The following is a 21,567-nucleotide window of genomic DNA, read 5'->3' as shown; positions in this document are numbered from 1 at the left end:
TCTACTCGCCTAATTCGTAATTTGTAATTCGTAATTTAAAATTATTCGTTACTCAAATTGTTATTTCTTCTCTCTCACCTGCACCAAAGCTTGTATCTGGATTTATTTGTTTTTCTAGCTTAGGTGCTATTTCAGCTATTGTGGGTGACTCAAATAAATTTGCTACAGATAATCGGATAGAAAAAATATTTCGTATTCGGGATAAAACTTGAACGGCTATTAAAGAATCTCCTCCTAATTTAAAAAAATTGTCATGCATTCCCACCTGTTTAATTCCCAATAATTCTTCCCATATATCGGCGATTTTTTGCTCAATCTCATTACGAGGAGCTAGATAAGAATTAGGCAAATCAGGTCTTGAGTGGAGTGCAGATAATTTTTCTTGCTGAAAAATATCCGGCTTCCTTTGTAATGAAATCTCTGATTTCTGATTATTCTGTTCTAGCCTAGATTTTATGCTAAATGCGGCTGATGCAGAAGCTTGAGGCAATGGCAATAATTTGACCACCTGTTCCAAACTTGAGTGCAAAATAGAATTGTAGTAAGTATTTAAGGGAGATTCTGAATGTGAACCGTTGTTTTCTTTTTGGTAAACCAGTTCATTGAAAATCTCTAAGGGTTCTTGTTCAACAACAATAGGAGCTAAATTTTCACCACAGCGTTGCACTAAATCTAAATCTACTAAAGATGAAGTAGCAAACCTCGCTCTAACTTCTTCTAAATGTTCATTAATATAATCTTGTGAACATGGCAGTAGCCCAGTATATAACCCCTCCTGTTCCTGTAGTTGTCCTTGCTCAACTAATATTTGCAACCATCTAGAAAACAATTGCTGATAGCGAGGAGAAATATGGCATTGCGTCAACAAATTCTCCAAAGAATACTTTTCTTCGGTATTGCTAAAAGCCCCTAATTGTCTGAATGCACAGTTGATGTAGGCTGTACATAAACGAGCCAAACACTGTATATTTTCCTGATATGTTAACTCGTTGAGTTCTGCATTTCTAGTATTTGCTTGATTTTGATCTCCTTGTACAAGCGATGTCCATAATTGTGATGTTGTGGGTAAGGTTTCTAACTGTCCCAAAGCCGCTTTTTGTGGGGGGTCAATCCAATAACGTTCGCGCTCAAAGGGATAAGTCGGTAAGGGAAGACGATAATACTCTTGGTGGCTATAGAATCCAAACCAATCTATATTGACTCCAGCCAGCCAGAGTTGACCTAATGTAGTGAATAAAACATGATTATCAGATTGCTTTTCTTGAGGATGACGTACCGAGGTCAACACCGTTTGTGCAGCTGCTTTGTCTGGATGTCTTTTGGCTAATGTAGTCAGTGTGTTTCCTGGCCCCACCTCTAGTAAGACTTGCTCAGGTGTTGCCAATAATTTCTCGACACCTTGGGCAAACAGCACAGTGGAACGCAGATGTTGAGCGTAGTAATCAGGATTTGTGGCTTGTGTGACTGTAATCCAAGTACCAGTCAGGTTGGAGATATAAGGAAGTTTTGGGGGATTTAAAGTAACTTTTTTGACTCGTTCTGCAAATGCCTTTAAGATTGGTTCCATCATTTGAGAATGGAAGGCATGGGAAGTATGCAGTTGGCGACATTCAATCCCTTGAGCAGCAAGCTGATTTTGTAGTGTATCTACTGCTGCTGTGGAACCGGAAACTACACACTGCAAGGGTTGATTAATCGCTGCAACAGAAAGTTCTTGCCCTAGTAGGGATTTTATCTTGTCTGCGGGTAGTGGAATTGAAAGCATTGCTCCAGTAGGCAGTTGCTGCATCATTTGTCCGCGTGCTGCTACCAGAGATAAGGCATCTTCTAGGGAAAAAACTTCTGCTAGAGTTGCTGCTACATACTCGCCAATACTGTGACCGATCGCAGCTTGTGGTTCCACACCATAAGACTGCCATAATTTAGCTAGGGCGTATTCAATTACAAAAATAGCAGGTTGAGCGATCGCTGTTTGTTGAAGTTGCTTTGATGCCTCATCAATCTTTTCTTCACTGGGATAAAGAATATGACGTAAATCTAGCCCTAGTAAGGGTTTAAGAATTTCTGAGCAATAATCAACTTGTTCTTTAAATGCTGTCTCAGTTTCATAAATTTCCCGCGCCATGTTCACATACTGGGAACCCTGACCGGGAAACATAAAGACAACAGACCGTTCTGTAATCTCTGTATAGTTAGTGAAAACTTGTTGGGCTGCTAAACTATCAAGAGTTTTGACAGCATCTTCTAAGTCTTGACAAATCAACATCCGTCGGTAATTAAAACCCCGCCGACCACTATTGAGTGTATAAGCTACATCGCTTAAGTTCAGTTCTGGATGCTCTTTTAAATGTGTGATTAAATTAGCTGTTGCTTGCTCAAGCGCACTCGCAGTTTTAGCTGAAAGTACCAACAGTTGATAATTTCTCCCCTGCTCCCCTGCTTCCCTGCTCCCCTGCTCAAAAACAGGTGCTTCTTCTAAAATTACATGAGCATTAGTACCCCCGATACCAAAAGAACTAACTCCAGCACGGCGAGGGGTGTTATTTGTTTTCCATTCAGTCAGGGTTGTATTGACGTAAAAAGGACTGTTGGCAAAATCAATTTTGGGATTAGGTGTCTCAAAGTGCAAACTAGGAGGCAGCATTTTATTTTGCAGTGATAATACAGTTTTAATCAAACCTGCCACACCTGCTGCTGTATCTAAATGTCCTAAGTTGGTTTTTAAGGAACCAATACCGCAGAAACCTTTTTTATCAGTACTTTGATTAAAAGCTTGAGTTAAAGCGGCAATTTCAATCGGGTCTCCTAAAGGTGTAGCTGTCCCATGAGCTTCGATGTAGGAAATGGTTTCGGCATCTACACCAGCTATAGCTTGAGCCTCGCTAATCACTGCTGCTTGACCGCTAACACTAGGAGCAGTGAAGCCCACTTTCATTGCACCATCATTATTAATTGCCGAACCTTTAATGATTGCATGGATGTGGTCGCGGTCTGCGATCGCATCCTTTAATCTTTTCAATACCACAATCCCAGCACCGCTACTGGCAATTGTTCCTTGTGCCTTAGCATCAAAAGCACGGCAGTGTCCATCAGGAGAAAGAATCATTCCCTCTTGATGCAAATAACCTATTTTTTGGGGAATGCTGAGAGTAACTCCACCAGCTAAAGCCATGTCACATTCACAATTTAATAGGCTTTGGCAAGCTAAGTGAACAGCAACCAAAGAAGTAGAACAGGCTGTTTGTACATTGACGGCTGTCCCAGTCAAGTTGAGTTTATATGCAACTCGTGTTGGCAAAAAATCTTTATCGTTGGAGATTGTTAATTGCAGTGGATCAACTGTCTCTAATAATTGATGATGAGGGTAGAGATTGTTGACAAGATACCTATTCATTCCCACACCAGCATAAACCCCTATTAACCCATTATAGGTATGCGGATCATAACCAGCCTTTTCTATTGCCTCCCACGCCAACTCTAAAAATAGGCGTTGTTGGGGATCTATTAACTCAGCTTCTTTCGCACTATAAGCGAAAAAGTTTGCATCAAACAATTCAATGTCTGATAAAACAGCATTAGCTTTTACATAATTAGGATTATTCAGTAAATCTATAGAAACGCCATAATTTATTAATTCTTTATCCGTCAACCTGGAGATAGATTCTACGCCATCACGCAAATTCTGCCAAAAAGAGTCAATATCTTTGGCTTCTGGGAACCTACCAGCAAGAGAAATTATTGCTATTTCATTATTGAAATCATTAATATTAACGGAATTTATCATAATTTTTTACCCTTCCTTTGAGAAAGATACTGCTGTCTAAGCTGTAATTGTTGGTTCCTGAAAGCTTTGCTTTCACTTGGAGATTGAGGGCGAGAATTATTTTGTTTTAATGTATCTTCTTTATTGAGTTTAGTACTTAAATGTTGGCTTAATCTATGTATAGTTGGGTAATTAAACATATCAACTATTGACACTTCCAAACCAAACTTTTCCTGTAACTGCTGATTAATTCGTACCAGTAGTAACGAATGACCTCCTAATTCAAAGAAATTATTGTAAATTCCCACCTTTTCTACTTCCAGTGTTTTTTGCCAAATGCCAGCAATGATTCTTTCTACTTCAGTATTTGGCATTACATAATTTGATAGTTCCTGTTGTAAATCTGGAGCAGGCAAAGCGCGACGGTCTACTTTGCCGTTGGGTGTCAGGGGTAAGGACTCCAGCATCACAAAAACACTTGGCACCATATACCCAGGCAGCTTATCGGAAAGAAACTGACGCAGTTCGTCGGTTGTGGGTGTCATCTGTAAATGCAGCACTACGTAGGCGACTAAGCGCTTATTACCTGAAGTTTCTTCACGAGCAATGACACAACATATCTGCACATCATCATGTTGTCCCAGTAATGCTTCAATTTCTGCCAACTCGATGCGGAAGCCCCGAATTTTTACTTGATTGTCAATGCGTCCCAGGTATTCAATGTTGCCATCGGGTAGATAACGTGCTAAATCTCCAGTTTTGTATAGGCGCGAATGCAGCTCAGTGCTAAAGGGATTGAGGATGAATTTTTCAGTTGTCAGTTCGGGGCGGTTGAGGTAGCCTTTTGCTAATCCAACACCAGCAATATGTAACTCTCCTGGGATACCAATGGGAACTGGTTGCAGATTACTATCTAGAATATAGATTTGAGTGTTGGCGATCGCTCGCCCAATACTCGGTGATATCTGATCTTGCTCCTTGGCAACTACCAGCCCAGAAGTTGTAACAACAGTATTTTCAGTTGGGCCATAATTATTCACTAGTTGGAAGGGGACTAAATCTGATGGATACTGATGAAGCTTATCTCCTCCAGTCAGTATCGTTCGCAAAGCCAAACTTTCAGTTGGCCATTCCAAAGACAATAATTCTTGTGCCAATGGTGTTGGCAGAAAACTGATAGTAATCTGCCTTGAAATCAACCAGTCTCGTAGCTTCACTAACGAGCTAAGGAACTCAGATTTGACTAAGTAGATACTTGCTCCTGCGGTCAGGTAAGGCCATAATTCCCATACCGCAGCGTCAAATGCTGTTCCTGCTAGCTGAGTGGCTTTGTCTACTGAAGTGATTTTGAAAGTACGTTGATGCCAGAACACCAAATTTAATAATCCTTGATGGGCAATTAGCACTCCCTTGGGTTGACCTGTAGAACCGGAGGTATAAATCACATAAGCCAAATTAGTTGCTTGTGCCTCAGTGATTAGATTATCCTGACTTAACTGAGAAATAAACTCCCAGTCAGTATCCAAACAAACCAGCTTTGCTTGATGTTGGGCCAGTCTATCAAGGAGTTTCTGCTGAGTCAGCAACACCGAAACTTGAGCATCTTCTAGCATAAAGTGCAAACGCTCAGTCGGATACTCAGGGTCAAGCGGCAGATATGCCCCACCCGCCTTAAGAATACCTAGTAGTCCCACTACCATTTCTATTGAGCGTTCCACACAAATGCCCACCAGTACATCTGCTCCAACTCCTAAAGACTTGAGGTAGTGCGCCAACTGGTTAGCACGACTATTTAACTGGTGGTAAGTCAGTTGTTGATCTTCAAACACAACTGCTACTGCATCAGGTGTACGCCCAACCTGCTCCTCAAACAACTGATGGATACACTTATCTAGTGGATAATCTACCTGAGTATCATTCCACTCTATTAAAAGTTGATGTTGCTCAACTTCTGTTAGCAGTGGCAGTTGAGAAATTCGTTCCTCTGGGTTAGCAATAATACCTTCCAGCAATGTGACAAAATGACCCGTCATTCGCTCAATGGTACTAGCATCAAATAAATCAGTGTTGTATTCCCACACGCCAACCAGTCCATTGGCAGTGTTCTCCATTCCTAAAGTCAGATCAAACTTGGTAGTTGTACTTTTTACCACCAGTGGACTAGCAGTTAACCCAGTCAACTCCAATTGTTGAGATATGGGAGCATTTTGAAGGACAAACATCACTTGAAACAGTGGTGTATGACTGAGATCCCGTTCTGGCTGCAATGCTTCTACTAGCATTTCAAAAGGCAAATTCTGATGAGAGTATGCATCCATCGCCATTTCACGAACACGACCTAGTAATTCGCTAAAGCTAGGATTGCCAGCCAAATTGGTACGCATGACTAAAGTGTTGAGAAAAAAGCCAATTAACCCTTCTATCTCACTGCGATCGCGGTTAGCAATTGGCGAACCCACCAAAATGTCTTCTGTACCTGTGTAGCGGTAAAGTAAGGTATCAAACGCTGCTAACAGCGTCATAAAGAGGGTACAACCTTGTTGCTGGCTTAGTTGCGTGAGTTTATCAGTTAGTTCCTTGGAGAGCGCAAACTGTTGATATGCTCCTGCGAAAGTCTGCATAGATGGTCTAGGTCGGTCAGTAGGTAGTGACAACAAAGCTGGTGCGTTTGCCAGTTGTTGTTGCCAGTAACTCAATTGATTTTGTAAGACATCTCCTTGCAACCAGTTTCGCTGCCAAATTGCGAAATCTGCGTACTGTATCGGCAGTGGTGTTAAAGGTGACGACTCACCTTGAGAATAAGCATTGTACAACGCTGCTAGTTCTTGAACTAACACACCCATTGACCAGCCATCACTGACTATGTGATGCATACAGACTAATAAGGCGTGTTCTGTCTGGGACAGCACTATTAATGTTGCTCTGACTAATGCTTCAGTTGCTAGGTTAAAGGGTTGTTGCGCTAATTGCTGTGAAGCTGTTTCTTGCTCGGTTGTAGATAAATGCTTGAAGTCAACAACTGAGAGTGTGCAATTTATTTGTGTTTGAATGATTTGAGAAGGTTTTCCATCAACGATGACAAAGTTGGTGCGTAACGCTTCGTGGCGATGAATAATTTCTTGTAAGCTTTGTTCTAAGGCAGTTCGATTGAGAGTTCCGACTAAACGCAAAGCTATGGGGAAGTTGTAGAAGGCGCTGTTTGGGTTTAACTTGTCTAAAAACCATAGCCGTGTTTGGGCATAAGACAGTGGTAATTCTGCATCCTCCGCCCTTGGTAAGATGGGTGATGGTGTTAATTCTAAATCCTGTTGCTGCAACTGTTGAATGTTTTGGGACAATTCAGCAACCGTTGGGGCAGCAAATAAGCTACGCAATGGTAGTTCTACTTTCAAGCTGGTACGCACGCGGGAGATGAGTTGCGTGGCTAGTAACGAGTGGCCTCCAAGCTCAAAGAAGTTATCGTATATGCCCACTTGCTCTACTTTCAGAACTTGCGCCCAAATTAGCGATAGGATTTCTTCGATTGGGTTACGTGGGGCAACATATTTGTCCAATAATTGGCTATGTAAATCAGGTGCAGGCAATGCGCGGCGGTCTAGTTTACCGTTGGGGGTAAGCGGTAAAGCGTCCAAGATAACGATCGCACTTGGCACCATATATTCTGGTAACTTTGACTTCAGGAAGCTACGCACAACGCTTACTGTGAGCGTCTGCTCTTTTTGAGGCACAATGTAAGCCACTAAGCGTTTGTTCCCAGGAATGTCTTCGCGGGCGATCGCACAAGATGCCTGCACATCAAGTTGGCTCAGTACTGCTTCAATTTCTCCCAACTCGATGCGGAAACCCCGAATTTTCACCTGATTGTCAATACGCCCCAAGTATTCAATATTGCCATCACTTAAATAGCGTGCTAAGTCCGCTGTTTTGTAAAGACGATCGGTTTCCCCTCTGCTCCCCTGCTCCCCTGCTCCCCTGCTTCTTTTAAAGGGGTTAGGAATAAATTTCTCAAGTGTTAACTCTGGTCGGTTGAAGTAGCCTTGTGATAAAAGGACACCAGCAATGTACAATTCTCCTGGTACACCAACGGGTACAGGCTGTAAGAACCTGTCCAGGATATAGATTTGCGCGTTGGCAATGGGACGACCAACCGGAGGAAGTAGCGGCCAAGTCTCCACTGAATCAGTCAGAGTAAAACTGGTGGCTAAATGGCTCTCTGATGGCCCATAGTGATTGTGCAATGTACAATCAGTTAGCCTGCTTAACCATTGGGAAATAGCGGGAGTAATCTGCAACTGTTCCCCAGCAGTAATGATTTCCCGCAGATGACTACTAACTAATTCACCACCAATAGCAACTTCAGCTAGTTGCTGTAAGCCAACAAAGGGGAGAAACATTCTCTCAATTGCTTTTTGTTGGAGAAAACCTAACAAAGCTGATGTATCTCTGCGTAATTCCTCCCCAATTAAGAATAATGTGCCTCCAGAACACCAGGTAGTGAATATTTCTTGGAAGGAGACATCAAAGCTAATCGAAGCAAATTGTAGGGTTTTTGCTCCACGAGGAATTTTCAGATTTTCCTGATGCCACAAGATCAGATTGCTAAGGGCAAGCTGATTCATGGCTATACCTTTAGGTTGACCTGTAGAACCAGAAGTATAAATTATATAAGCTAAGTTATTTGCTTGTACGCCAGAAATGAGATTGTCCTGACCCGATTGGGAAATCAGTTGAGCGTCAGTATCCAAACAAACAAGCTGTGCTTGATGCTGGGGCAATCTATCAAGAAGTGACTGCTGGGTTAGCAACACCCTAACTTGAGCATCTTCTAAAATAAACCTCAAGCGCTCAGGCGGATATTCTGGGTCAAGTGGCACATAAGCAGCACCCGCTTTGAGAATCCCCAATAATCCTATAACCATCTCTAAAGAACGCTCTACACACAGACCAACCAGGGCATCAGACCCTACACCCAAAGACCGCAAGTAGTGTGCCAACTGGTTAGCGCGGTAGTTTAATTCATAGTAAGTCAGTTGTTGATTTTCATATACAACTGCGATCGCATCGGGTGTACTATCTACCTGTTTCTCAAATAACTGATGGATGCACAAATCTTCTGGATAATCTACCTGAGTATCGTTCCACTCGACAAGTAACTTTTGTTGTTCCGGTTGTGTCAGCAGTGGTAATTGGGAAATTCGCTCCTCTGGGTTAGCAATAATACTTTCAACCAATGTCACAAAATGACCAGTCATCCGCTCAATGGTACTGACATCAAACAAGTCAGTGTTGTACTCCCACACCCCTACCAGACCAGTAAGAGAGTTTTGCATGATTAAGGTTAAATCAAACCTTGAAGTTGTACCTTTTATTGGCAATGAACTGACAGTTAACCCAGTTAGTTCTAATCCAGATGTGGGCGCATTCTGGAGGACAAACATTACTTGGAACAGTGGTGAATGGCTAAGATCCCGTTCTGGCTGCAATGCTTCTACCAGCATTTCAAAAGGCAAATGCTGATGAGAGTACGCCTCCATTGCTATTTCGCGGACACGACCCAGTAATTCGCTAAAACTGGGGTTGCCTGATAAATCAGTACGCATGACTAGAGTATTGACAAAAAAGCCAATTAACCCTTCTATCTCACTGCGATCGCGGTTAGCAATTGGCGAACCTACCAAAATGTCTTCTGTACCTGTGTAGCGGTAAAGCAGCGTATCAAACGCTGCCAACAGCGTCATGAACAAAGTAACCCCTTGCTCTTGGCTGAGTTTTGCTAGCTTACCAGTTAGTTCCTCAGAAAGTGCAAACTCTTGATGTGTCCCTTGGTAAGTTTGCACAGCCGGTCTGGGTCGGTCTGTGGGTAGCGACAACAAGGTTGGAGCCGAAGCCAATTTTTGTTGCCAATAACTCAATTGGCTTTGTAGTACTTCTCCTTGCAACCACTGTCTTTGCCACAGTGCAAAATCTGCATATTGAATCGGCAGTGGCGCTAAGGTCGAGCTTTTACCTTGAGAATAAGCATTGTAAAGTGCTGCTAGTTCTTGGAGAAACAAACCGATTGACCAGCCATCAGAGACTATGTGGTGTATACACATTAACAGTATGTGTTCTGTCTCGGATAGCACTACTAATGTCGCTCTTACTAATGCTTGTGTTGCCAACTCAAAGGGTTGAATAGCTTGTTGTTGAACTAATTGCTGTGAAGCTATTTCTTGTTCGGTTACTTCTGCTGAGGCAGAGGCTTCGCCAACGTCTTCGCTCAGTACAAGTGTCGATAAATGCTTCAAATCAACAACTGAAACTGTCCAATTCGTTTCTGTTTGAATGATTTGTGTTGCCTGTCCATCAACCGTAATGAAATTAGTGCGTAACGCTTCGTGGCGATGAATAATTTGTTGGAAGCTTTGCTCTAATGCGGCAACTTGTACAGTTCCTGCTAAACGCAAGGCTATGGACATGTTGTAGAAAGGACTGTTTGGCTCGAATTGGTCTAAAAACCACAGACGCTGTTGAGCATAAGACAGTGCTAATTGTGCATTCTCCGCCCTTGGTAAGATAGGTGGTGCAGACAGTTGTAAGTCTTGTTGCTGTAATTGTTCAATTCCTCGTGCTAATTCGGCTAGTGTGGCGGCGGCAAACAGCTCTCGTAATGGTAGTTCCACTTTGAAAATGTTACGGATGCGTGAAACCAATTGTGTTGCTAATAGTGAGTGTCCGCCAAGTTCAAAGAAGTTATCATGTATGCCTACCTGTGGCAGTTGCAGTACTTGTGACCAAGTTTGCGCCAGTATTTCTTCAATTGGAGTACGTGGGGCTACATATTTATCTTTGATTTCGCTGTATAAATCCGGTGCGGGCAAAGCGCGACGGTCTACTTTGCCGTTAGAAGTGAGTGGCATTGATTCCAATATTACAAAAGCACTTGGCACCATGTAGTCTGGTAGCTTTGCTTTCAGGAATTGCCGCAGTTCATTGGTTGTGGGTTTAGAGTGCTGATGCGGCACTATATAGGCGACTAAGCGTTTATCACCTGGATTGTCTTCGCGGACGGTGACTACAGATGCCTGCACATCGTCATGTTGGTTCAGTAATACCTCAATTTCTCCCAATTCAATGCGGAAACCACGTATTTTTACTTGGTTATCAATTCGTCCGATGTATTCAATTCTGCCATCAGGTAAATAACGCGCTAAATCTCCAGTTTTATATAATTTGCTTCCTCCTCCTTCCTCAAACGGGTTGGAAATGAATTTTTCTGTTGTCAATTCTTTTCGGTTCAAATAGCCTCGTGCCAACCCCAAACCAGCAATATGCAATTCTCCGGCTACACCTACAGGAACTGGTTGCAGATGCTCGTCTAAAATGTAAATTTGCGTGTTGGCGATCGCACGACCAATCGGTACTGTCCTAAGATTGCCATTTGGAAAGCATTGCCAGTAGGTGACATCTATTGCCGCTTCTGTTGGCCCGTAGAGATTGTGCAATTCACACTCTAACCGAGCAAAAAAGCGTTCCTGAAGTTCTACAGGCAAAGCTTCACCACTACATATAACTCGTTTCAAGCTACGGCAATTTTCGAGACTTGGTTCTTCTAAGAAAACCTGGAGCATAGAAGGAACAAAATGCACTATTGTCACCTGCTGCTCTAAAATTAGGTTGACCAAGTAAGCACTATCTTTATGTCCACCTGGTTTAGCCACAACTAAACGCGCTCCAGTGATTAATGGCCAGAAGAACTCCCAAACTGAAACGTCGAAGCTAAAAGGAGTTTTCTGTAAAATACAATCTACTGCTGTTAATTGATAAGCTTGTTGCATCCACAGCAGGCGATTGCAAATTCCCAAGTGGGTGTTCATTGCTCCTTTGGGCTTGCCAGTGGAACCGGATGTGTAAATCACATAAGCCAAGTTACTATCTTGCACAGTAGTAATTGGATTTTCCTGACTGAACTGAGAAATAAATTGCCAGTCAGCATCTAAAGATACAATGTGCGCTTGATGCTCAGGCAACTTTTGTTTGAGTTGCTGTTGTGTCAGTAGCACTCTCAATTGAGCATCTTCTAGCATAAAGCTCAAGCGATCGCTAGGATAGTCTGGGTCAAGTGGTACATAAGCTCCACCTGCCTTAAGAATCCCTAACAGTCCTACTACCATCAAGAGCGATCGCTCCAGACAAATACCCACCAGCACATCTGCTCCCACTCCCAAAGACTGCAAGTAATGTGCTAACTCATTTGCGCGACAATTCAACTGCTGGTAAGTCAGTTGTTGATTTTCAAACACCACCGCTACAGCATCGGGTGTACGCGCTACTTGCTCCTCAAACAACTGATGGAGACATTTATCAAGGGGATAATCCGCTTGAGTATTGTTCCACTCAACCAATAACTGTTGTTGCTCAACTTCTGTCAACAGGGACAATTGAGAAATGGACTGTTGTGGGTTAGCAATAATACTTTCAAGCAATGTCACAAAATGACCCGTCATTCGCTCAATTGTGCTGGCATCAAATAAGTCAGTGCTATATTCCCACACACCCACTACTCCAGTACCTGTACTGAGCGTAGTCGAAGTAGCAGTATTTTCCATTGACAAGGTAAGATCAAACTTGGAAGTTGTACCTTCTATCAACGTTGAACTGACACTTAACTGATTTAACTCCACGGTTGATACGGGCGCATTCTGAAGTGTAAACATCACCTGGAATAGCGGTGTATGGCTAAGATCCCGTTCTGGCTGCAATGCTTCCACTAGCATTTCAAAAGGCAAATGCTGATGCGAGTATGCCTCCATTGCTATTTCGCGGACACGAGTCAGTAATTCGCTAAAACTGGGGTTGCCTGCTAAGTCAGTACGCATGACTAAAGTATTGACAAAAAAGCCAATTAGCCCTTCTATCTCACTGCGATCGCGGTTAGCAATGGGAGATCCCACCAAAATGTCTTCTGTACCTGTGTAGCGGTAAAGCAGGGTATCAAACGCTGCCAAAAGTGTCATGAACAAAGTCACCCCTTGTTGCTGACTCAGTTGTATCAATCCACCTGTAAGTTCAGCAGAAAGTGCAAACTTTTGATATGCACCAGCAAAAGTCTGCACAGCAGGTCTGGGTCGGTCTGTGGGCAGCGACAATAGATCTGGTGCGTTTGCCAGTTGTTGTTGCCAGTAAGTTAGTTGGTTTTGCAGTACATTTCCTTGCAACCACTCTCTTTGCCAGATAGCAAAATCTGTATACTGAATCGGCAGCGGTGCTAAAGGTGACGGCTGACCTTGAGCATAAGCATCGTACAGCGCTGCTAGTTCTTGGACAAACACACCCATTGACCAGCCATCACTGACAACATGATGCATACAAACTAACAATATGTGTTCTGTCTGGGACAGCACTAGTAATGTTGTCCTGATTAATGCTCCGTTTGCCAGGTCAAAAGGCTGAATAGCTTGTTGTCGCGCTAATTCCTGGCTAGTAATTTCTTGATTGGTTGTAGATAAATACTTTAAGTCAATAACTGAAACTGTCCAATTGGTTTGTATTTGAATAATTTGAGAAGGTTTTCCATCAACTGTAATAAAGTTGGTGCGTAAGGCTTCGTGGCGATGAATAATCTCTTGTAAGCTTTGTTCTAAGGCTGGTTGATTCAAATTTCCCACTAGACGCAAAGCCATAGGAATGTTGTAAAAGGCGCTATTCGGCTCGAACTGATCTAAAAACCACAGACGCTGTTGAGCATAAGACAGTGGTAATTCTGCATCCCTCACCTTTGGTAAGATAGGTGGTTCAGAGAGTTCTAAGTCTTGTTGCTGTAACTGCCTAATTGATTGTGCTAATTCCGCTACTGTCGCTCTTGCAAACAACTCACGCAATGCTAGTTCCACTTTAAAAACGTTGCGGATGCGTGAAACTAATTGTGTTGCGAGTAGCGAGTGTCCGCCAAGTTCAAAGAAGTTGTCATGAATGCCTAAAAGCTCTACTTTCAGCACTTGTGTCCAAAGGAGTGCCAGCATTTCTTCTATTGGGTTACGAGGTGCAACAAATTTATCTTGCCGTTCACTGTGTAAATCCGGTATTGGTAAGGCACGGCGGTCTACTTTGCCGTTGGGAGTAAGCGGCAGTGACTCCAAGATAACTATTGCATTTGGCACCATGTAATCTGGGAGTTTTGCTTTGAGGAATTGCCGCAGTTCGCTGATTGTGGGTTTACAATCCTGATGTGCTACCACATAGGCGACTAAACGTTTATCACCAGGGGTATCTTCCCGGACAATGACACAAGATACTTGCACATCACTATGTTGGCTCAGGACTACTTCGATTTCGCTCAACTCGATGCGGAAACCACGTATTTTTACTTGATTGTCAATGCGCCCTAAGTATTCTATGTTGCCATCTGCTAAATAGCGTGCCAAATCCCCCGTTTTATATAATTTACTCCCTTCTGCCGACGCTCGCGGACTCGCTAATGCTGCGCTATCCTGCCTCCTGCCTCCTTCCTTCTCAAACGGATTGGGGATGAATTTCTCTTTTGTCAATTCAGGGCGGTTGAAGTAGCCCTGTGCTAATCCTGCTCCACCAAGGTACAGTTCTCCTGGTACACTTACTGGTACAGGCTGTAAGTTTTGGTCAAGGATGTAGATTTGCGTATTTGCGATCGCCCGACCAATGGGAATAGTTGTAGCTGTCGTTGCTAAGTCCTCTACTAAATACCAAGAAGAAAACGTGGTGTTCTCTGTTGGCCCATAGACATGGAGCAAGTGTTGAGGAGCGCCTTTATCTAGTACTTCCAGCACCCATTTGGGATCAACCGCTTCACCACCAAATAGTAGATATCGTAGAGAACTAAATGCTTGCGGGACAACACTGGCTAACTGATTGAATAAAGCTGTAGTTAAAAATAAGACACTGATTTGATGCTTGCGGATATTGACAGCAAATTCTTCCGGGATCAGCAATACGGATTTAGCGATAATAACTAGCTTGGCTCCGGAAAGCAACGCTCCCCAAATCTCAAAGGTGGCTGCATCAAAAGCAATATTTGCCGCTTGAGCAACGCATTCATCAGCTGTTAACTGTATATAGTTGGTGTTTAACACCAGTCGATTGACGGCCTGATGAGTAACGGCGACTCCCTTGGGTGTGCCTGTAGAACCGGAGGTGTAAATCACATAAGAGAGGTTTTCTCCACTGACTGTGCTGTTGAGATTATCCTGATTTGCTTGGCTAATGCTGTGCCAGTCGGTATCTAAGCAAACGACACGGGCTTGATGTTGAGGAAGAGATTCAACTAATTTCTCTTGAGTCAACAGCACTTTTACTTGAGTGTCTGTGAGCATGAAGCTTAAGCGTTCAGCAGGATACTCAGGATCAAGTGGCACATAAGCCCCACCCGCCTTGAGAATCCCCAATAGTCCCACCACCATCTCTAAGGAACGTTCTACACACAAACCCACCAGCACATTTTCACCCACACCCAAAGATTGCAAGTAATGGGCTAATTGGTTAGCGCGACAATTCAACTGCTGATAAGTCAGTTGTTGATTTTCAAACACAACTGCTACAGCATCGGGAGTAAGTTTAACCTGCTCCTCAAATAACTGATGGATACATTTATTTTGGAGATAATCTACACCTGTATCATTCCACTGAACTAATAACTGCTGTTGTTCAATTTCTGTCAGCAGAGGTAATTGCCAAATCTGCTCTTGAGGATTAGCTACAATGCCTTCAAGCAAGGTAACAAAATGCCCTGCCATACGTGTGATTGTACTAGCCTCAAACAAGTCAGTATTGTATTGCCAGCAGAGTTGCAATACTCCCTGAGCTTCCATCACCATTAAATTCAGATCAAAGTCTGCACCGCGTTGATGTCCCAGCAAGTATGGCTTCATTTCAAGCACTTGTTCTCCACTGTGCAAAGAATTTTCTGTTGGTTCACACCAACGGTGTCTTTGCCAAGTGAAACTAACTTGACATAAAGGAGAACGACTGGGATCTCGTTCTGGCTGGAGTTGTTCTGCTAAGAGAGAAAAAGGGTAATCTTGATGTTTTTGGGCTTCTTTAACTGTCTTGCTTATGTGAGCCAGAAATTCTGTAAATGTGGCGTTTTCCTGTACAGAAGTTCGTAAAACCATCAGGTTAACAAAGTAACCGACAATCTCTTTAAAATCTCCACCCCATCTACCTCTCATCGGGCTTCCTATGAGGATGTCTGTTTGATTGGTGTAGCGGTAAAGTTGCACGTAAAATGCTGCTAGCAGAATCTGATAAAGGCTTGTTCTAGAGACTAGAGCTAGATGGTTGAGTTTTTGAATTAACTGTTCATCTAGCTTTGAAATATGTGTTGCTCCTTGAGAAGTCTTTACCGGGGGGCGGGGTTTATCTACAAGCAAATTCAAAATTGGCAATTCGCCAGCTAATTTTTGTTGCCAGTATTGCCAAAGTTTTTCTCCCCTATAACCAGATAGCATTTCTGACTGCCAGCGGACAAATTCTAGATAAGATTTATTCTTGGTAAAAGAATCTGCCGCCTCTGTCTGCTCTTGACTAACTTGCTCAATTTCACTAATATACAAACTTTGAAATTCACTCAGCAGTAAATCAAAAGACCACATATCACCTGCAATGTGATGCATTGTTAGCAAGAGAATGTGTTCTTCTGCTGAACGAGTAAATAAATTAACTCTCAAAACTGAATCTTTTTCTAAGTTAAAAGGGCGGTCAGTTATAGCAAATATTTTCTCGTTTAATTGGTCTTCGCTCCAATTGCTGGCATCTATTACCTCAACATTAAATTTATATTGTTGATTAACTTGCTGAACGGGTTCGCCTTCATGAATGGTATATGTAGTTCTGAGAATAGGATGGCGTTCAATAATTTTTTCCCATACACGATTGACAGTAGCAATATTTAAATATGAATTAATCTTTACGGTAATAAATATATTATAAGCAACACTCTCTGGAGCAATTTGGTAGATAAACCACATTGCTTCTTGACCAGAAGAGAGTGGATAAATTATTTTTATAATTCTATCCATTAGAACTCCTTAAAATACTGATGATTTTGGTTATAACAATACAAATAATGCGCGAACAGAGGTCTTTTTATCTCAAAAAAATTTTCAAAATTAGATAAATTTAGCTAGCTTTCGCAATGTTGTTATTGGCGGTGTGAAAACAGCTTGTAATGGTTAATATATAGCTGGTTAGAAGAAGATAAATTTTGTTCTTACGAGAATGAAATTAGCTAAATATAATTTTTTCCAAACTTCAGTTGAAATAAATTAAGAAATAGCCATCAAAATAAATTCTCAATAACTTAAACTATTTTTGGAATCTAAACCACTTGGGTATCGGTAAAATTTTCTGGGCTAAGTTCATTTTTCAGTTTGAGTTTTAGCTCCTCAGTAATCGGTAAATCTTTAATCTCCTTGAGGAGAACTTGAACAGATTCGTTTTTGCTACGTTCTTTATAAATAGCCTTAACAATGGATTCAAGCCCATATCCTGCTACAGCATCCCCTACAACTGTTATTAGACCAAGCAGGGCTATACCTCCAACGACACCAAACGGCCCTCCTAATGCTGTAAGAGTAGCTGCAATAGCGGCAGAACTACCTCCTGATGTAACCGTTAAAATCACGAGAATTACACCAGGAAGACCCAGACTAGCAAGTTTTTTAACGATTTCGTCCATTGTAATTACCTAAAATCCTTACATTCTTGGTTAAAACATTAATAGGGGTACGAGATTACATTTTAGTAAATAAAAGTTTTCTAACAAGATATATAAGAGCTATTACCACTCAAATTAAGTTAAGACTATATAATTTTATCTTTATTTACTCTTGATTTGATGACTAAGTTATTAATAAACGCTAGCTTTACACATAACTCTTAACTAATAAATCATCTCAGCTTTATCAACAAAATGCAATAGGGTTAAAAAGTTAAGTAAAAAGTTAACTGGACAGTTAAGACAGTTAACTGGACAGTTAACTTTATTAACTGGACAGTTAAGACAGTTAAGACAGTTAACTGGACAGTTAAGACAGTTAAAATACTAAATAAAAATAATTATTAACTTTAACTTTTTGATAATTTCACAAGCTTAGGGTCATAACTCTAACACCAGAGCAAGAAGTCAAAACCCGGCTTCTGCCCCGAAGTAAGAGCACCTTGAGTTGGAATAATCCGCCCAGGTTGGATATTTCACCTCGCTATAATGGCCTTATGCGGCCATTTTTTTCCCCATATTCAGATTCCAGAACATTTAGATCAACCGTTAGAACAGCTAACTGGCGATAAATTGCAACGGCTGCTGGAGAAAGCAGAGTTAGTAACGGCGTAATTGTTCTCATTCCAGGCGATCGCTTGACAACTGCGATACCTACGGCGGGCTACGCCTACGCCTCTCACCACATTCTCAACAATCCCCATTAAATCAATGCAACCCACAATATCAATCCCCCAACACTGGGGCTACCCGCGCTTTGCTTTGGAACAGCGTACTAAGGACGGCATCATTCTGGGGCTTCAATAGTACCCGATCTGGGCGACCTCCACCAGCCGCATTGATTCTAATTTTTTGGCTTTCCTGTTTGGCTTTAATTCCGTTATGACGATTTATGGCACAATTTAGCAGTGATTGTAATTGTTCGTAACTAATCCCTAAAATTTATTTTGTTCGTAGTGGATACTTTTGGATATAATTAAAAACCATAATTAATACTGAAAAATGGTAAGCACTCAATTAAACGTTTTACCATTTTTCTTTTCCTGAGTTAATATTTCGGACAAGTCTAAAATATGGTCTTGAGATTATCCCGCTACCTGCTACATCTTCGCAGGTATAAGCTAATTACAGAAATGTCTTTACCAAAGTTCCTAGTATTTAATATTGCTTAATCTAATGAATTTTAGCCCTGATTAGCGGGTAAGATTTTAATTGGGATTAACCAAAAATTGCTCTGTTATGTGTATTGAATTTGGGCGGGAAATCTGTGGCAATCTTGACACCGCAGAGTCGCGGGAGTGGTTAGTAACTAACGGTATTGGTGGTTACGCTTCTGGGACTGTGGCTGGTTTATTGACCCGCCGCTATCACGGTTTATTGGTAGCAGCATTGAAACCACCTCTGGGTCGCACCTTACTGCTGACAAAACTAGATGAAACTGTCCTGTATGATACTCGCTCTTATTCTCTAGACACCAATCGTTGGGCTGATGGGATTGTCAGTCCCCAGGGTTATCAAAATATTGAACGTTTTTCTCTGGATGGTACAATTCCTGTATGGCGTTTTGCTGTTGCCGATGCCTTATTAGAAAAACGCGTGTGGATGCAACAAGGCGCTAACACAACCTATGTTCAATATACTCTGCGTCGTGCCACCCAACCACTGAAGTTGACGCTCAAAGCAATGGTCAACTACCGCGATTACCACAGCGACACCCAAAGTAATGATTGGCAGATGTCTGTTGAGCAGGTAGAACAGGGGATTTGTGTAACTGCTTATTCGGGTGCTGTACCACTGTATCTACTGAGTGATTCGCCTAAAGGCGATGCCTACGGCGGCAAGCTACGCAACGCTTCACGCCCTAGTGTATCTGTTGTCCACAATTGGTATCATGGTTTTGACTTAGCAGTTGAACGCTATCGGGGATTGAGAGATAAAGAAGACCACCTCCACGCTGCCACCTTTGAAGTTACATTGAATCCTGGGGAAGCGATGTCTACGACGGGCTGCACCTACGCATTTGTAGCTAGCACAGAAAAGCAACCAAATCTCAATGGTGAAGCTGCACTTAAGTTACGTCGCGCTCAAGAGCAGAAGTTAACAGGATTTTGGAAAACTAATCGACCTCTCAAGACTAAGGAATCACCTAGCTGGATCAACCATCTAGTACTAGCTGCTGACCAGTTTATTGTCGATCGCCCAGTACCAGAAGACCCCCACGGCAAAACCATCATCGCTGGTTATCACTGGTTTAGCGACTGGGGACGCGACACCATGATTAGTCTACCTGGTTTGACAATTTCCACTGGTCGCCCAGAGGTGGCACGCTCAATTCTTCGCACCTTTGCCAGATACGTAGACCAAGGAATGTTGCCTAATCGCTTTCCCGATGCGGGTGAGCAACCAGAATATAATACAGTCGATGCCACTCTTTGGTACTTTGAAGCAGTCCGCGCCTACTACAGCGCTACGGACGATGATACTTTGCTTGGTGAACTCTTTCCCATACTTGCAGACATCATTGATTGGCACTGTCGCGGTACACGTTACAACATCCACCTCGATGCAGCCGATGGTTTACTTTATGCAGGCGTTGCTGGTGTGCAACTGACCTGGATGGATGCCAAAGTTGATGATTGGGTAGTTACGCCCCGAATCGGCAAACCGATTGAAGTTAATGCCCTCTGGTATAATGCTTTACGGACAATGGCAAAGTTTGCCCGTCAGCTTGGTAAACCACACCAAGAGTATGAGGCAATGGCAGACCGGGCAAAGTATAGATTTTCTCGCTTCTGGAATGACGAGACAGGTTATTGCTATGACGTTCTAGACAGTTCTGATGGTGATGATGCGTTATTGCGTCCTAACCAAATATTTGCTGTGTCATTACCAGAAAGTCCGCTAACACCTGCCCAGCAAAAGGGTGTGGTGGAGGCTTGCGGGCGAATGTTGCTGACTTCTCATGGGTTGCGATCGCTAGCCCCCGATTATCCTCAATACCAGGGTAAATACAGAGGTAATCAGTATCAACGTGATGGAGCTTACCATCAGGGGACAGTTTGGGGTTGGTTGTTGGGGCCGTTCGTCTTAGCACACCTGCGCGTCTACAAAAACCCTGAGCAGGCTCGTCAATTTTTAGAACCAATGGCTAATCATCTCACTGCACACGGTATTGGCAGTCTCAGTGAGATTTTTGATGGTGATGCTCCGATGACTCCACGGGGATGTATTGCTCAAGCATGGACAGTGGCTGAGGTTTTGCGTGCTTGGTTAGCTACGGAGAGTTGATGCGGGGAATAACTTAGGACTTAAAGAGCGGTTTAATGGTTATGGTGCGATCGCATAAAACTCTATAATTGCTCACCACCAATATCTTGGTCTTCAATCTCCCTGGAAAATACGGAAATCATCTCTTGAAGCTGATCTATAGTTTCTTGTGCTTGTAGCTCTTGGGCAATATCTAATGCTTGCTGTAGCTGCTTTAATCCTTCATCGGATTTATTTTGGGCTAGCAACAGTTGTCCCAGCAAGCCTAAAGTAGCAGGTTGGCTGTTTTTATGATTGACACTGCACTGAAATTCATACGCTTTTCGAGCAGGTTCAATTGCCTCTTCTATATTTCCTTGTTGAGCAGCAAAATTAGCTTGTTCATATAAGCAAACTGCCTCATTGTTCTTTACTGCGAAAATTATTTCCTGTAATTCGTCAATTCCATCAAATTGATTTTCTTGAGCCAAAGAAACCGCCCTTTCCAAATCTTGTACTCCACCTTGATAATCGCCCTGATGTGCCTTGATTTGTCCAAGCATTGATAAAACTTTTGAGCACCAGTCAGGGTTAGCGCGTCTCAAACCCTATTGACAGGGGGATTATGGCAGAGGTACTGAGTTTGAGAGAGCCGCAGCCAACACAGAAAGCATATAGCGATCGTTCATAGCTGCTCGTCGTGATTTTTGGCGAATACTGCGACGAAAAGATGATTCTCGCTCTAATGCATTCAGGGCAATACGACGTAGTAAAGCAAAGTTTTGTGGGCTGTGCAGAGAACGAATTCGGGACTCATCCTCATGAAAGG

The 21,567-nt window shown here is 42.6% G+C and carries 7 protein-coding genes; 1 reads left to right on the top strand and 6 read right to left on the bottom strand.

The window, feature by feature from the left end; genetic code table 11:
- Window positions 1-52 precede the first annotated feature (52 nt).
- From F8R90_RS18745 to F8R90_RS18730, 4 genes are all read right to left on the bottom strand, one after another.
- On the bottom strand, window positions 53-3,784 hold the full coding sequence (locus tag F8R90_RS18745; RefSeq protein ID WP_196511921.1) for a type I polyketide synthase: 3,732 nt from the start codon (window positions 3,782-3,784) through the stop codon (window positions 53-55).
- The gene (locus tag F8R90_RS18740; protein ID WP_196511920.1) at window positions 3,781-16,794 is read right to left on the bottom strand and encodes a non-ribosomal peptide synthetase; all 13,014 of its coding nucleotides are present in this window, start codon (window positions 16,792-16,794) and stop codon (window positions 3,781-3,783) included. The genes F8R90_RS18745 and F8R90_RS18740 overlap by 4 nt, the downstream gene beginning before the upstream one ends.
- Window positions 16,795-17,093: 299 nt before the next feature.
- Complete coding sequence (locus tag F8R90_RS18735; protein WP_196511919.1) at window positions 17,094-17,453, bottom strand: hypothetical protein; 360 nt, start codon at window positions 17,451-17,453, stop codon at window positions 17,094-17,096.
- 581 nt (window positions 17,454-18,034) lie between these two features.
- Entirely contained in the window at window positions 18,035-18,214 is a 180-nt protein-coding gene (locus F8R90_RS18730; protein WP_196511918.1) for a hypothetical protein, read from the bottom strand.
- Window positions 18,215-18,731: 517 nt separating this feature from the next.
- Here F8R90_RS18730 and F8R90_RS18725 point away from each other — a divergent pair.
- Window positions 18,732-20,780, top strand: coding sequence for an amylo-alpha-1,6-glucosidase (locus F8R90_RS18725; RefSeq protein ID WP_196511917.1), 2,049 nt, complete (start codon window positions 18,732-18,734; stop codon window positions 20,778-20,780).
- A gap of 62 nt (window positions 20,781-20,842) precedes the next feature.
- Here the strand turns inward: F8R90_RS18725 and F8R90_RS18720 are convergent, their stop codons facing one another.
- Entirely contained in the window at window positions 20,843-21,301 is a 459-nt protein-coding gene (locus F8R90_RS18720) for a tetratricopeptide repeat protein (protein ID WP_196511916.1), read from the bottom strand.
- Between the two features lie 60 nt (window positions 21,302-21,361).
- Window positions 21,362-21,567, bottom strand: a 206-nt coding sequence (locus F8R90_RS18715; RefSeq protein ID WP_442946728.1) for a transposase, incomplete at its 5' end; no start/stop codon positions are given.

Origin of the sequence: Nostoc sp. NZL (assembly GCF_015714705.1) — a bacterium.
Lineage (GTDB): Bacteria > Cyanobacteriota > Cyanobacteriia > Cyanobacteriales > Nostocaceae > Nostoc > Nostoc foliaceum_A.
Note: the sequence above shows the minus strand (reverse complement) of the source record. Positions and strands in the feature narration are given on the sequence as shown.

What these genes read in the sequence shown, in the direction of transcription:
- F8R90_RS18745 (WP_196511921.1), bottom strand. Translation starts at nt 3,784, where the DNA reads ATGATAAATTCCGTTAATATTAATGATTTCAATAATGAAATAGCAATA.
- F8R90_RS18740 (WP_196511920.1), bottom strand. Translation starts at nt 16,794, where the DNA reads ATGGATAGAATTATAAAAATAATTTATCCACTCTCTTCTGGTCAAGAA.
- F8R90_RS18735 (WP_196511919.1), bottom strand. Translation starts at nt 17,453, where the DNA reads ATGGACGAAATCGTTAAAAAACTTGCTAGTCTGGGTCTTCCTGGTGTA.
- F8R90_RS18725 (WP_196511917.1), top strand. Translation starts at nt 18,732, where the DNA reads ATGTGTATTGAATTTGGGCGGGAAATCTGTGGCAATCTTGACACCGCA.
- F8R90_RS18720 (WP_196511916.1), bottom strand. Translation starts at nt 21,301, where the DNA reads ATGCTTGGACAAATCAAGGCACATCAGGGCGATTATCAAGGTGGAGTA.